Source organism: Legionella brunensis (assembly GCF_001467025.1).
Taxonomy (GTDB): Bacteria; Pseudomonadota; Gammaproteobacteria; order Legionellales; family Legionellaceae; genus Tatlockia; species Tatlockia brunensis.
The window spans coordinates 88,139-102,332 of the sequence record NZ_LNXV01000003.1 but is presented as its reverse complement, the minus strand read 5'-3'; the positions used below and the strand labels follow the sequence as shown (position 1 = coordinate 102,332).

Here is a 14,194-nt window from a genome sequence, read left to right as displayed (position 1 = left end):
GCTGAGAACGGTATACTCTTTTTTATTTGCGCAATCATTGATTAATTTTTTTATGAAAAAGCATATTTTAATTCTTAACACCGGTGGCACAATTAGTAGTCTTAAAACAACTCACGGCTATGAACCAGCTCTGGGGTATGTAGGGACTGCTTTGGCAAAAATTCCTGCTTTAAGCGATCCTCGGATGCCCAATTATACAATCAAGGAATACGAGCCCTTATTAGATTCATCTAATATGACTTTGACTGATTGGAATCGGATTGCGACAGACATCGCGAATGAATACAACAATTTTGATGGTTTTGTGATTTTCCATGGCACTGATACCATGGCTTATACAGCCTCAGCACTCTCTTTCATGCTGGAAAACTTAGCAAAACCAGTCATTGTGACGGGCTCGCAGATACCATTGTCAGAAGTACGTAATGATGCTTTGGATAATGTGATTACCTCCCTTTGGCTTTGCGCACATCAACCCATTAATGAGGTCTGTGTTTATTTTAATCAGCAATTATTACGTGGAAATCGTACACAAAAAGTCAGTGCCCAACGCTTCAATGCCTTTGAATCCCCTAATTACCCTCATTTAGCTAATATCGGAATTAGCATCGAACTCAAACGCGAATTAATGTTGCCAACACCTACCAAGCCCTTTCACCTACAAACTCTAAGCCCGCAATTTATTGCCAACTTCCGCTTATTTCCAGGATTTGCAACGAAAGTACTTGATTATATTTTGCAACACCCACTAAAAGGTTTGGTATTAGAAACTTACGGTGCTGGGAATGCACAAAATAATGACCCTCATTTCCTGCAAAGCTTAAAAGATGCTTGTGCACGAGGTGTTGTAATTGTCAATTGTACCCAATGCCAACAAGGGCATGTAGAAATGAATCAATATGCAACCGGTTATACGTTAAAACAAGCTGGACTCATCAGCGGCCGCGATATGACTCCAGAAGCCGCACATTGTAAATTACTCTATTTATTTAGTAAGAATTTGGAAATCCAACAAGTGAAGCGCTTGTTGGAAACCAATTTATGTGGAGAGTTGCAGGCTTAAACTATGAAAGTACCAGTGCACTTGTGTACTCGGGATCAATACTCTTTTTGGCTTTCTGAATACATTCTTCCAAAAAGCCACTATCAGGTTGTAAAGTGGGTAACGCGATATTAATCGTGGAGAATAAGGCAAAGGTTATTGGAATTGAAACTGTTGAGCCGTGTTCTTCACAAAGTTTTTTATTAGCACGCTCCAACTTGTCTAACCATTCTAAAACACGCTTCTTTTTAGTTTCTTCATAATCGACATGTTGGGTATCTAAAGTACCTAAATCCAATTCACATTCCGCTAATGTTTTAATAATCGCTTGTTCCTTGCTTTCAGACAATTGTGAAAACGTGGTTAATTTAGGATTTTGTGCTAATTTGGAAATCCCGCTGATACGGTGAGCATCATTAATTTTTTGCGCATAATAACAAGCAGCATAATAACGGAAAAGATTTAACGGCTCTTCATCATGAGAAATATCAAGCAATTTTGCTTCTTTAATTTTATTGAAAAGGTTATCTAATAGTTGAAGGGCTCTTAGCATTCTCGGACCAAATTTGCCTTCATCATAGTTTTTTTCTTTGCTTTTTTTAGCAGCGGCTACTTTACAGTCATTTACCAGCTTTTTTAATGACTCATAAGTCGCCGCATCATCTTTTTGATCTTTTAATGAATCTAGATCTATCAATAATCTATCCGCTAGATCGCGCTTGGCTTTGGACAGCTCTTCGTCACGCCCCAAACTTATCCAACCGAGAAGGGCATTGGTTGTACTTTTATCGGCACTTACCGATTTATCCCTAATTTCTTTAATCATTTCGATCATGTATGGTTTCGCAATATCAAGAAAAATGGTCATGGCACTACTCCTTTGCTCATAATTTTTTTATCATATCCACTAATTCAAATCTTCGCAACATAAATGCAGACTGTTTAATTAGACGACTCTTTTTGCAAAAATGCTGTATTAACAAGGAAATAAGAAAAATTTATGTCTCTACAAATCGTCATTTTAGCGGCGGGACAAGGCAAACGTATGCTTTCGCAAACGCCCAAAGTTCTCCATCAACTGGCTGGCAAACCCATGCTGACCCGAGTAGTAGAAACTGCGCAACAGTTAAATCCTGATGCTATCCATGTCATTTATGGCAATGGCGGCCAGAAAATTAGAGAAACCCTTCCTAATTTAGCTGTCAATTGGGTGTTGCAAGAAAAGCAATTAGGAACAGGACATGCCGTAATGCAAGCCCTCCCCCATATTCCCACTAGCTCCCGAGTGCTCGTTTTATCAGCTGATGTTCCTCTCATTCAAGCACAAACACTAAGGGCGCTTATTAATTGCAGCCAGTTAAGTTCAGGAAAACAAGCCTCCTTAAGTTTATTGCTCGCAATGGTCGACAACCCCACAGGTCTTGGCAGGATTGTCCGCAACAATGAAGGAGAAATCCGTGCCATTGTTGAAGAACGAGATGCCACAGCTGAGCAAAAACAGATTCAAGAAATTTATAGTGGCATTTGTTGTGCTCAAGCAGGCGATTTAGCACGTTGGTTACCCGCTTTAGGGAATCACAATGCACAAGGCGAATACTACCTCACTGAGATCATTTCTCTTGCCGTTGCAGAAAATCTACCTATCGCTTCCATGCAAGCTCCTAATAGTATCGAGATTCAAGGGGTTAACGATCGCATGCAGCTACATCAACTCGAACGTGTCTGGCAGCAAAATTTTGCCAAACAACTTTTATTGTCTGGCGTATCCATCGCCGATATTAATCGTCTGGATGTGCGAGGTGAACTTAGCTGCGGTGAAGATGTATTTATTGATGTAAATAACGTATTCAGCGGAGATGTTGTATTAGGCACCGGTTCTCGCATAGGACCTAATTGTGTGTTACACAATGTCCGTGTTGGAAGCCACTGTGAAATCTTAGCAAACTCAGTCCTTGAGAATTGCGCAATTGGCAATGATTGTCATGTGGGCCCCTTCGCCCGCTTAAGACCTGGAACTAAGCTTGCAAATGATTGCAAAATTGGTAATTTCGTTGAAACAAAAAATGCTGTATTTGCTGAGGGCAGTAAAGCAAGTCACCTGAGTTATCTAGGAGATGTCGATATCGGTAAAGACGTCAATATTGGCGCTGGGACCATTACTTGTAACTATGATGGTGCCAATAAGCATAAGACAATTATTGAAGAGGGTGCTTTTATCGGCTCAGACACGCAATTAGTCGCCCCGGTTACCGTAGGTGCTTATGCTACAGTAGGTGCAGGTAGCACCATTCGCAAAAATGTTCCCCCCGGAGAGTTAACTTTAACGGAAAGCAAACAAAAAACGATTGTTGGCTGGAAGAGGCCTGTTAAAAAAGATTCTTTATAGTTCATACAGCAACAGAGATTCCGCGGGCAGCAGCAACCGCGGGTTTTCTTTAATGGGATAGCCGTTTGATTTGAGAAAATTGGCATTGCGCCTGTTTATAAAACAAGTTATACAGCCACAGAACAATAGGGAGTCCTAACAAGGTTGCACCTAGCTTAAAGACCCATCCATTGATTGTTAAATTGAAAATTTGCTCGTATGGATAAATACCACCGAACAATAAGCTGTAATTAACAAGACAAAGTAAGGAGGTTGCCACAAAATTGGCAATCAAAATTCGCCAACTACGACTGCAGCCAAGATTAGTTTTTTTCAAGTGCTCCAACAACATAGCATTGCTAACAAAAGTTACCACTAAGGCTAAGGTAGAAGCTGGTATGCGCCGTGGCACTATAAATGAATAAAAAGGGTTGAGATTAAAAAACTCTGGTGAAGGAAGAGCCACAGCGCCCATCAATAATAAATCAAAAACCAATTCGGTTAGGATTAAAACCACTGTCAATCGCAAATTGGCCTTATAACCATATAGTTCACCAATTAAATTACTAACCATTATGGTTAACGGAAACAAAAGTCCGCTTGCAGCCAAAGTTCCACCATTGGAAAAAGAAACTAAGCGATATTCACATGCAAGGCAAATCAGCATAATAATGACGGCAAACCCTACCAAATAATGATACAAGGCACTGGACAGATAATCGGGTAAAGATTTGCTATAAGCCCAATTAATATGTCTGGTAAATAATAAACAACAAAGGTAGATAACTCCCGCCGTAAACAAAATACCAGCCGCAACCATTAAAGAGTCTAAATAAATACGATTAAAACTATGTGCATGTGGTTCGGAAAACAGTAAAAAAAAGTCGAGGGTAAAGAAGAAAAAACCACCAAAAAGCGCTAATAACAGTCTTTTCTTCGGGGATAGAAGCACCTCTTTTCGCTTAGCACAGCACAACAAATGGGGGATGTAAAAACCCAAACCAAACGCTAGCGTGGATGCAAAAAATTTCCTGGGGATATCTTCAAAAACTATTTGATAAGCAGGATTATCATGCATGTATTCAGCAGCAGGTAAATTAACTAATAAATAAATTCCTACAGAAAATAAATAAAGCGCCAACAAGGATTGATTCAACACATGGCGCTGCTGAATAATGGTGCAGTCCTTTAAAACAATGAGATAGATAATGGCAACCAGTGGACAAACAACACTGCTTGCAGTAAACATCAATCCCTGCAATTGAATAATTTTAAATGAGACATTGATTAGCAAAACCAGGCAGGTCATCATGCTCATCGTAAGCAATAAATAGCTTCGTGCACGGGGCTTGGACATAGGTGAAAAAGTAGTCATATGGGACAATACTCACATTACAACGCGGACTCACCATATTGGGCTTGCCTCAAAAATGTGCAGTAATATACCATTATTGACTTTCTTTTTGCAAATTTTGTCAATAGCGTTTAATTATCTGGCACTCTTGATAACGTAAAATTCGACATAAAAATAGAGCTTTGTTTACCGAACCCAGTGATAAGTAACTTGAGTTTCTCTTTACACTAAACCTCTACTACTGTTAGTTACCCCCTGACTTAGATAGGGGGTATACTTTCATACGTTTAATTATTAGTTAACGACGAGACCTCTAGGTGTGAACTTGAGACCTGTCTTTGACGAATAACCATTTGCGGGTCAAGAAAAAAGCCTATGGAATGTCCTAGCCCTTCAGTGCTCTCCTGTTTTTTATCCTGATCCCTTTTCCCTTTTTTAATAACAAAACTTGGATCTAATTTTACTTCTGATTTAGAGCTGCGAGTGCTAGTGCTCTCCTCGGCTTTCTCCTCCTCTTCTGTAATTTCAACAATTTTTGGGCCTGAAGATTTTACCGGCGCAATCACACTGCGCGGATCAAGTAATCTCTCGCCCTGCGACACCAAGAAAGTTGTGGTAACCACCACCGGTTCTTTTTCTTGTCCTCGAAGAAGAAATGCGTCTTTATTTGAGGGTAGTGCAGGAGGAGCACCTCGATGCAACCCGCCAATATGGTGTCCAAATACACCTAACTGGCGCATAAACTCTTCATTCTTCATTAATTTTAATAACAACTCCACTACGAATTTTGGTGTTCCAAAAATTGGTCGAGCAACTTCAGCCGTTGTGCTGGGAGACAGCATTGCCAATTTTGTCAAAGGATGTGCTTTCACATCTTCAATATTTGCTATGGCAGAAATAATCCTAGCACGCAATGCGTCCCAGGGAATTACGGGGTCATTTGCAAAAGCGACTTCATTTCTTAGCATGCGGGGAATTAGAACAGGTTTTATTAAATTTTCTGAGACTTTATTTGACCATAGTACGTTGGCATAATCGGGTATTTTTTCCCAAGGAACAAGGGGCATTGTTTGTTTCTGGAGCATCTCGGGAAGTTTCTTTTTCAATCCCAGGGCAAATGTATCGATAACAAAGCCCACACCGCTTTCATAAAGGGCAATCGGATCAGGTATATTCCTTTGTGGTTCCGCAACGGCAGGCGGCAATGTAATTTGTGAAGCAATACCTATCTGAGTTATTAATAGAAACTGTTGTACCGTAGACTCATAAAAAATTGCTGGAATGCCAGAGTAATGCTCGATCATGGAGGTAACAAATTTGGTTAAAACATAATGGGTAACGCCATGGGCCAAAGCCAATTCAGGATATTCACGCAGGTATCGTTCTTGATCAGGCCCACATAGCTCTGGTAAAACCAGCGTTATTACATATCGACCATCATGATAGATATTAAAAGCCGCAGCCATCCCGCCACCTACAACAGGCACATAGCCAATGAAAGAAATCGCTGCTTTTGTTGCCCAATATTCTAGGATGTCACGGAATGAACCTTTTAAGAAACGCAAAGTAGTACACTTCTTACGTACACATAAATCCATAGGTGGATTTTCTTTGATGCTATTAAATGAACTTCCTGCTTCAAGCGTTAAAACCGCCGTGCGTACAGCAATCTGGGCCTTTTTACGAGTTGAATAAGCCCAATGAGCTCCCCATAACAACCATAAACCGATCTGCAAGGCAGTATCGGTGGCTACTCTTGCCTCTGGCGGATAACTGTCCAGATACTCCTCTCCTTGTCGCTGAAGAAGGCTATGTGTATAAGAGACAAGTGCCAAAGGAAGAACATCTTCGACTGTAATACGTGCTACCCCTTTAACTATTTTGGTAACTTTAGGATTAAAAGCCGCACGCGCTAACCTAGGAACTGCTGGTATCTGTTCAAGAAGTCTACCTACAGTATTATATGAAAAATTAACTACCCCAGTCGCAGCTCCGCTTAGAGACGCATTATTCCAAATGCTTGAACCCCATCCTTTGGCAGTGTCCTTGACTGTATTCCACGTATCCCACCAACCCATATATGCTCTCCTGCAATAGTCGGAAATTCCATTCTAGGGGGAATGCTAAAAAATTACCAGAGTAGCCGATTTTTTATCCTAAAATTTATTTCTATAAGCATTTCTATGAAAAGAACTCCAACTCAGTCTTATGAATTAAAATTCTTATCTTCAAATCCGCACAGGTCGGCAATAAGACAGCGGGAACACCGCGGTTTGCGGGCTATACAAACATAGCGGCCGTGTAAGATAAGCCAATGATGGGCATCATGTAAAAACTCTTTATCAACATTTTTAAGAAGTTCAGACTCAACGGCTAATGGGGTTTTACCTTTTGCAAGACCGGTGCGATTTGCTACGCGAAAAATATGAGTATCTACTGCCATGGTGGGTTGGCCAAAAGCAGTATTTAGCACCACATTGGCTGTTTTTCGCCCCACACCAGGCAGCCCCTCAAGAGCAACACGATTATCAGGGACTTTTCCTTGATGTTTCTCTACTAAAATTTTACAAGTGAGAATTATATTTTTTGCTTTATTATTATAAAGCCCTATCGATTTTATGTAGTCTTTAAGTTTTTCTTCACCTAAGTCAAGAATAGCTTGCGGTGTATTGGCAATTGGGAATAACCTGGCAGTCGCTTTATTTACACTAACGTCTGTTGTATGGGCTGATAGTATTACGGCAATCAATAATTCAAAATCAGAGTTGTAACATAACTCCGTAGTAGGATGGGGATTTTGCGCTTGAAAACGCTCAAAAATAATTCGTCGCTTTGTTTTATCCATTGTTTTTTTTCGCTTGAACCCTGGCGAGTGCTTGTAAAATATAATCTTGCTTTGCTTTCAGATCATGCATGGCATCATCAGTCTTTGCTGCTAATTTGCGCTTCTCACGATAGGATTGTTGCGTTTCTTGTTCTTCTCGTAACAAGCGCGACTGCTTTGCATTAAAACGTTGGCGAGCCAGCGCTTTATCGTACGCGGGTTCAGCCAAGGTGACCAAGTCGATACAATCAACTGGGCACGGTTCGATACAAAGGCCGCAGCCCGTACATTCATGGGCAATCACTGAGTGCATTAATTTTCCGCTACCAACAATGGCATCAACGGGACAAGCTTGGATGCATTTGGTGCAACCGATGCATTCAGCTTCACGAATTACAGCAACTGACGGTCCACGAGCATTTGCTTGGGCCTTAGCAAGATAGGCATCGGCATCGATGCCTAGCAACTCACCAAGCGCTTTTACCGTGGCAACACCACCTGGTGGGCAAAGATTAATAGGTGCTGCTCCTTGAGCCAATGCTTCGGCATAAGGCAAACAGCCTCCATACCCGCACTCCCTACATTGCGTTTGAGGTAAGAGAGCATCGATGGTTTTAACCGCAACCATTATTTAACCTTCATCCCAGGTGTAGCTCCTGCATCCGGTTGCAATAGGAAAAGACCTTTGCCATCTCCTGCGGCCAATACCATTCCTTCTGAAACACCAAAACGCATGGTGCGAGGCGCTAAATTAGCCACCATGACTGTCAATCTACCGACTAAATCAGCTGGCGCATAAGCTGATTTAATTCCAGCAAAGACCTGCTTTTTGCCTTCATCACCTAAATCTAGTTGCAAACGCAATAGCTTATCTGCTCCATCTACCGCTTCAGCAGCGATAATGCGAGCAACACGGAGATCAATTTTACTAAAATCTTCGATACTAATGGTATTTTCTAAAACCACGTTCTGTGTTTTTTTATCTTCAGTCACTACAGACCCCTTCGTTTGCACAAGCATCGCATCAATTTTTTCTCTTTCCACACGAACCATCAAAGGACTAAACAAATTAATCCGATGATTCACTAGGGGTTTCTCCATATTTTCCCAGCTGAATGGCTCACAATTTAAAAATGACTCTGCTGCACTGGCCATGGTGGGTAATACTGGTTTTAAATAAGTCATGAGTAGACGAAATAAATTTAAGCCCACCGTACAAATTGCTTGCACTTCAGGTAACCGCTCGGCTTCTTTCGCAAGTACCCAAGGTTTGTTTGCATCGATATATTGATTAACTCGATCAGCACATTCCATAATTTGGCGAATTGCACGTGCATAGTCTCGTTGCACAAACGCCTCAACAATTTCATCGCGCTGAGCCAACAATGAATTGTAGAGGGTTGGCTCACTTAACTCATGGCTTAATTGATTATCAAAACGCTTATTAATAAAGCCAGCACAACGGCTAGCTATATTGACTATTTTACCAACGAGATCAGCATTAACACGATTAATAAAATCATCAAAATTTAAATCTAGATCGTCAACACGACCATTTAATTTAGCAGCAAAATAATAGCGTAAATATTCCGGATTCAAATGCGCACGGTAGGTACGTGCTTCGATAAAAGTACCTCGTGATTTAGACATTTTTTGACCGTCAATGGTCAAAAAACCATGCGTGTAAACTGCAGTAGGCAATCGATGGCCACTGCCAGCTAAAATGGCCGGCCAAAATAAAGCATGGAAGTAAACAATGTCTTTGCCCACGAAATGATACAATTCAGCTGATGAGTTTTTATTCCAAAACTCATCAAAGGAAATGCCTTGCTCATCGCAATATTTTTTAAAACTGGCCATATAACCGATGGGGGCATCTAACCATACATAAAAATATTTATCAGTCGTTCCTGGAATTTTAAAACCAAAATAAGGTGCGTCACGAGAAATATCCCATTGTTTGAGACCAGCAGCAAACCATTCATCCAGTTTGTTAGCTACTTCCGTTTGCAAATGCCCATTACGTGTCCACTCTTTAAGTAATGTTTCATAACGAGGTAAATCAAAAAAATAATGTTCGGAATCCTTTTCTATAGGTTTGGCTCCAGAAATTGCTGAGACCGCATCAATGAGATCAGTAGGAGCATAGGTCGCACCACAAGATTCACAGTTATCGCCGTATTGGTCTACCGCACCGCATTTAGGGCAGGTACCCTTCACATAGCGATCTGGCAAAAACATTTGCTTAATTGGATCGAAGGCTTGACGAATGGTTTTCTTGACAATGTCACCAGAAGCTTGCAGTCGCTCATAGATTACGGCAGCCAAAACCTGATTTTCCGATGAATGAGTTGTGTGATAACAATCATAAGCAATAGCGAAAGCTTTAAAATCTTGTTCATGGCTTTGTTGCATCTCTGCTGTCAATTGTTCGGGAGTAATTCCCAATTGCTCTGCTTTGAGCATAATTGGAGTACCATGGGCATCATCTCCACAGACACTAATGCATTGATGACCTAACATTTTATGTGTACGAACCCAGATATCAGTTTGAATATGTTCTACTAAATGTCCCAAATGCAAATGACCATTAGCATAAGGCAGCGCACTCGTTACCAGCATTTTGCGAACAGTTGTCATAAAGATGTGCCCATAGAAATAAATGGCGAATTATAACGCATCCACAGCGAGAATGCTGCATTTTACCTTATTATATATTTTATTATGGATTGTACTGTTGATCTGAATAGAGTGCTAATTAGCTGAGGTGGAATAAAAAAACGCGGCTTAAGCCGCGTTTTTTTGGTGTACTGACTACTATTTAGTTCAATACAACAGAAGAAGCACCTAGGTCAGAACCTTCTTCTTTCTTATTTTCAGAAGGCATCTCTTCAGCAGGCTTCGTAGGCTTCTGTTCTGGGAAGAGATTGTCTTTAAATTGGTTAGGCTCTTCGTTAACCGGAGGCTTAGGTTCCTCTGGCTTTTTCTTGCAGCAACCTAATAGTTTGCTCATGAGTGAAGGACTTTCATCCAGATCTTCCTCATCATCTTCAACATTAGATTTAAGTTGAAACTCGTATGTGAAAGATTTAGGTTGAATTAAAGTGTTCATGAAGTTGTATATAGAAACAACTGCATTAAACAGAGTACTAGCAGTCAAGCTTGCAGCAAAAGTCATTGCTCCGATACTGGCAACAGCTGCAGGGAATGACAGTGTGCTTAAGAACGCAAAAGGGGTAGCACCGAAGACGCTGAAATTAGCAATTGCAAGAATTGAGGGAGGGAACGCAACAACAGCAGCAACAGCCGCAGCAGCAGTTAAAACCGCTAAAAGTACTGCTAATGATGCAGCCCAGTGTCTACGAATAAAACGCCACATAGTTTTTTTACTCCATTGGTTAAAATCGCTGCGAATCATATCAAGCTATTTTGTAAAAGTGAAACGAAAATGCTCAATATGTTGTAACATTTTTGTAAAGTTATTTTTTTGAATTACTTATATGGAGTTGGATCAGGTAAATTAGCCGTTTTAAAGCCTTGTTTACGAAAAGTGCAACTGTCGCAATAGCCGCAAGCTTTGCCAGTCTCAGTAGCCTGATAGCAAGACACTGTCAAGGAATAATCCACCCCTAAACTGCTCCCTTTTAAGATCGTTTCTGCTTTCGTCAAATATTGTAAAGGGGCATGGATCTTAAATTCATCTCCAGCAACTCCTGCTTTCGTTGCCAAATTCGCGACCTTCTCAAATGCAGTCATAAATTCAGGACGGCAATCAGGATAACCAGAATAATCAATCGAGCTAGCACCAATAAAAATATCATGAGCCTCTAGCGTTTCAGCAAATGCTAACGCCATCGCAAGAAAAATAGTATTCCGTGCAGGCACATAAGTTATTGGAATGGCTTTTGATCCAGTATATTCAGGAACAGCAATAGCCTTATCTGTCAAAGCTGAACCACCAAACTGGCCAATATCAAGATTGATAATACGATGTTCGGCTGCTTGTAGATGAGTAGCAACTCGACTAGCCGCAGCTAACTCAGCAGTATGACGTTGCCCGTACATAAAACTTAGGGTATAGCAGGTAAATCCTTCGGCTTTAGCAATCGCCAAACAGGTTGCAGAATCCAATCCTCCTGAGAGCAACACCACTGCTTTTTTCATAGCAAATCTCATAGAAAAATTGCTAGTGTAACGGTTATTTTTAAAAGCACAAATTACAATGTTTTTCTAGCATCTCAAGTTAAAATGCATTTTCTGAGAATTCAAAAGCTTATTTTCAGTAAATTAGTTTTCAATTGTGTAAATTTAGTCAGCCCAGGCTTGTTGCGTGATTCCGTGCTATGTTATAAAAAAGAACAGATTGAGCATTTATGTTTTTTATAGTCACCAGGACTTCATTAATGAGGTGATATCATGGCCAGCAGCAAAGATTCAGTGAATCATACATCTACATTACTAGGGTTTGCAGATACACTTTATCTTGCTACACGGGGTACTAATGAAGCCAAATCACTTGATGACATTACTGCTCTTTCTGCTCAACGCAATGAAATTGCCAGTTTATTAAGCTATCATAGCGCTCAATTAACCCAACTTAATCCTGCCGTATTCGAATACCTATCTGACTCACAAAAAGCTCAGATGAAAAAGCAACTCCTATTTACGACTTATTTATTCGCTGCGCAATATCAAATTGATGAGGCCGAAGCTAGAACAAAAAATTTAGGTAATTCGCTTGCTGGTATTAATACATGCCTCAAACGCTTGGAAGAACTTAATTTTGAACTCAATGAGCCTCCTGTAGCCGAAAAGAATACCTCGTTGGAATCAGAAGAAAAGCTTGACCCTGAAAAAAAGAAAGAGAAACAACTACAAAAAGCTTTAGCTGCATCAGAAAAGCATTTGAAATATCTGGGTTTGACAATCTTAGCGCCCTGGCTTACCACGAAGATTTTAGAATTTGCCAGTATGAAAGAGTCTGAATTAAGTGGTGCGACAGAGGGGAAGAAAACCACACTCGCTATAGAATGGATGTCAGCGGTTAATGGCCGTCGTCTATACTGGGTTTGGGGTGGAGGTATGCTTGCTTCTGTTCTTGAGTTACTGGCATTTCATAAAACTTTGCCTACCGATCAAATTGAACAAGCGCAAAAGCATTTAAGTACGCCATCTCCAGTCACGGGCTATATGAGTTGGTTATTATACTACACTCGCTTTGGTATCAATTTAGGTTTGTTGTTAAAGCATACCATTGCTGGCCCCTGGATGAGCAAAGAGGAAGCCAAAATTCCTGCCTGGGAACGATTTAAGACACAATGGGCTCAACGCAAATTTGCATTACTAAATGATTCCATTTGGGCCACAGCCAATATGGTTTGCTTTTTCTGGCTCAAAGGTCCTGGTGCGTTAGGTTATGCCGGCAATATTGTTACTGCAGGTCTTTTATTAATGGATTTAGCTCTAACTATTTGGGGCTTGGTGGAAGAAAGTACTAAGCATAATAAAGAAATGGAGGCCTTTACTAAGAAGCAAACAGAATTTAAGAAAAAAGCGGCTCTAATGGAAGGCCTTATCTTAGGTCATCAGCGAGCACTTGAAGTACTTAAAACAGAAATTGAAGACTTTGAGAATAATCAAAAAGTTAAACAGTTACTTGGAGAGTTGCTTGTTTATCAGAAAGAAAAAGAACAGATTGATCTCGAGCTTAAGCATTTGAAAAAATTAATAAAACAAAGTGAGATGGAATGGAAATATAAAAAATACGGCTTGGTTTCTAATGTCGCCTATGCTGCAGGTCTTTTGCTGGCCTTTAGTTTATTTTGTTGCTTTTTCTTTCCGCCAGCAGCCTTGGCGCCCGCACTAGTCATAGCGATAGGAGTAGCCGGAGCTGCTTTATGCTTCACCTTAACCATTCTCTATGCTGCAGTAAATGGTGGATTAGAAATTGATAAAACAAAAGCATCTATTAAAGAAGCTCGCGAAGAATGCCAAGAGCTCATGAAGCTCTTTACAGATACTGACGATGTAAATGTAAAAAAACAACTCTATCTCCAATCTAAGGGGTTGATGGCAGAATCCAAATACCAAGAAGAGATGGTAAGGTTTCAAGCAATTAAGCTCGTTCGCTCTATCTTTATTGATGCGTTTATTCCGGCCATTGTTTTTGCCTCCTTAGTTTTCATGCCTTTAGGCATAGGGCTAGGAGTTATGGCTGCAGGCTTAGCCATTGCCTTGATTTCTCATATTATTATCAATCAATTCGAACCTAAACACGAAAAGATTGAAGATTTAGAGAACTTTGACCGTAAGGAATTTGATAAAGAATTTGCAGCATTTGAGAAACGATTTGATGATAAATTCCCTGAAGCCAAAACCAAAGGTTTCGAAGCTACTGAAAAAGAATTGGTTGAGCTTTTTGCTCAACCGAAAAAAGAGGCTAAAAAGGAAAGAAAACCTTCTTGTTTTGGTTTGTTTAGTAATGGCTATGAAAAACTATCAAATACTGATGAGGAATTAAATCCACGAGACATGCCATCTCCAATGAATTCATCAAACTGATTATCTCCCTCCTCGCCTACTCAATCAAAAGGTTGGGTATGCTGTTAA

General features: G+C 40.4%; 11 protein-coding genes. 3 read left to right on the top strand and 8 right to left on the bottom strand.

Going from position 1 to position 14,194, the window contains the following annotated elements; translation table 11 throughout:
- Nucleotides 1–52: 52 nt before the first annotated feature.
- Nucleotides 53–1,063: an asparaginase gene (gene ansA, locus Lbru_RS00850; RefSeq protein WP_058440286.1), complete on the top strand. Its 1,011-nt coding sequence runs from the start codon at nucleotides 53–55 to the stop codon at nucleotides 1,061–1,063.
- 1 nt (nucleotide 1,064) lies between these two features.
- Here the strand turns inward: ansA and Lbru_RS00845 are convergent, their stop codons facing one another.
- The gene (locus Lbru_RS00845) at nucleotides 1,065–1,910 is read right to left on the bottom strand and encodes a hypothetical protein (protein ID WP_058440285.1); all 846 of its coding nucleotides are present in this window, start codon (nucleotides 1,908–1,910) and stop codon (nucleotides 1,065–1,067) included.
- Between the two features lie 132 nt (nucleotides 1,911–2,042).
- Between Lbru_RS00845 and glmU the strand changes: the two genes are divergently transcribed.
- Nucleotides 2,043–3,428 carry a bifunctional UDP-N-acetylglucosamine diphosphorylase/glucosamine-1-phosphate N-acetyltransferase GlmU gene (glmU, locus tag Lbru_RS00840; protein ID WP_058440284.1) on the top strand — a complete coding sequence of 462 codons (1,386 nt, stop codon included), beginning with the start codon at nucleotides 2,043–2,045 and terminating at the stop codon, nucleotides 3,426–3,428.
- 49 nt (nucleotides 3,429–3,477) lie between these two features.
- Here the strand turns inward: glmU and Lbru_RS00835 are convergent, their stop codons facing one another.
- The 7 genes from Lbru_RS00835 to queC form a co-directional block, all read right to left on the bottom strand.
- Nucleotides 3,478–4,782 (bottom strand): VUT family protein, encoded by a 1,305-nt coding sequence (locus Lbru_RS00835; protein ID WP_238583796.1) that lies wholly within the window; start codon nucleotides 4,780–4,782, stop codon nucleotides 3,478–3,480.
- Between the two features lie 266 nt (nucleotides 4,783–5,048).
- A complete protein-coding gene (locus tag Lbru_RS00830) occupies nucleotides 5,049–6,839 on the bottom strand; it encodes a hypothetical protein (RefSeq protein WP_058440283.1) in 1,791 nt (596 codons plus the stop codon).
- A gap of 128 nt (nucleotides 6,840–6,967) precedes the next feature.
- Nucleotides 6,968–7,606 (bottom strand): endonuclease III, encoded by a 639-nt coding sequence (gene nth / locus Lbru_RS00825; protein WP_058440282.1) that lies wholly within the window; start codon nucleotides 7,604–7,606, stop codon nucleotides 6,968–6,970.
- Complete coding sequence (locus Lbru_RS00820) at nucleotides 7,599–8,213, bottom strand: RnfABCDGE type electron transport complex subunit B (protein ID WP_058440281.1); 615 nt, start codon at nucleotides 8,211–8,213, stop codon at nucleotides 7,599–7,601. Before Lbru_RS00820 ends, nth begins: the two co-directional genes overlap by 8 nt.
- Nucleotides 8,213–10,225: a methionine--tRNA ligase gene (gene metG, locus Lbru_RS00815; protein WP_058440280.1), complete on the bottom strand. Its 2,013-nt coding sequence runs from the start codon at nucleotides 10,223–10,225 to the stop codon at nucleotides 8,213–8,215. Before metG ends, Lbru_RS00820 begins: the two co-directional genes overlap by 1 nt.
- A gap of 181 nt (nucleotides 10,226–10,406) precedes the next feature.
- Nucleotides 10,407–11,003 (bottom strand): hypothetical protein, encoded by a 597-nt coding sequence (locus Lbru_RS00810; protein WP_162262375.1) that lies wholly within the window; start codon nucleotides 11,001–11,003, stop codon nucleotides 10,407–10,409.
- 74 nt (nucleotides 11,004–11,077) lie between these two features.
- Nucleotides 11,078–11,749: a 7-cyano-7-deazaguanine synthase QueC gene (gene queC, locus Lbru_RS00805; RefSeq protein WP_058440278.1), complete on the bottom strand. Its 672-nt coding sequence runs from the start codon at nucleotides 11,747–11,749 to the stop codon at nucleotides 11,078–11,080.
- Nucleotides 11,750–12,001: 252 nt separating this feature from the next.
- Between queC and Lbru_RS00800 the strand changes: the two genes are divergently transcribed.
- Nucleotides 12,002–14,146, top strand: coding sequence for a DUF2207 domain-containing protein (locus tag Lbru_RS00800; RefSeq protein WP_058440277.1), 2,145 nt, complete (start codon nucleotides 12,002–12,004; stop codon nucleotides 14,144–14,146).
- Nucleotides 14,147–14,194: the final 48 nt, after the last annotated feature.

Excerpts from the sequence above, each read along its gene's own strand:
- ansA (WP_058440286.1), top strand. The coding sequence starts at position 53 with ATGAAAAAGCATATTTTAATTCTTAACACCGGTGGCACAATTAGTAGT.
- Lbru_RS00845 (WP_058440285.1), bottom strand. The coding sequence starts at position 1,910 with ATGACCATTTTTCTTGATATTGCGAAACCATACATGATCGAAATGATT.
- glmU (WP_058440284.1), top strand. The coding sequence starts at position 2,043 with ATGTCTCTACAAATCGTCATTTTAGCGGCGGGACAAGGCAAACGTATG.
- Lbru_RS00835 (WP_238583796.1), bottom strand. The coding sequence starts at position 4,782 with ATGACTACTTTTTCACCTATGTCCAAGCCCCGTGCACGAAGCTATTTA.
- Lbru_RS00830 (WP_058440283.1), bottom strand. The coding sequence starts at position 6,839 with ATGGGTTGGTGGGATACGTGGAATACAGTCAAGGACACTGCCAAAGGA.
- nth (WP_058440282.1), bottom strand. The coding sequence starts at position 7,606 with ATGGATAAAACAAAGCGACGAATTATTTTTGAGCGTTTTCAAGCGCAA.
- Lbru_RS00820 (WP_058440281.1), bottom strand. The coding sequence starts at position 8,213 with ATGGTTGCGGTTAAAACCATCGATGCTCTCTTACCTCAAACGCAATGT.
- metG (WP_058440280.1), bottom strand. The coding sequence starts at position 10,225 with ATGACAACTGTTCGCAAAATGCTGGTAACGAGTGCGCTGCCTTATGCT.
- Lbru_RS00810 (WP_162262375.1), bottom strand. The coding sequence starts at position 11,003 with ATGATTCGCAGCGATTTTAACCAATGGAGTAAAAAAACTATGTGGCGT.
- queC (WP_058440278.1), bottom strand. The coding sequence starts at position 11,749 with ATGAAAAAAGCAGTGGTGTTGCTCTCAGGAGGATTGGATTCTGCAACC.
- Lbru_RS00800 (WP_058440277.1), top strand. The coding sequence starts at position 12,002 with ATGGCCAGCAGCAAAGATTCAGTGAATCATACATCTACATTACTAGGG.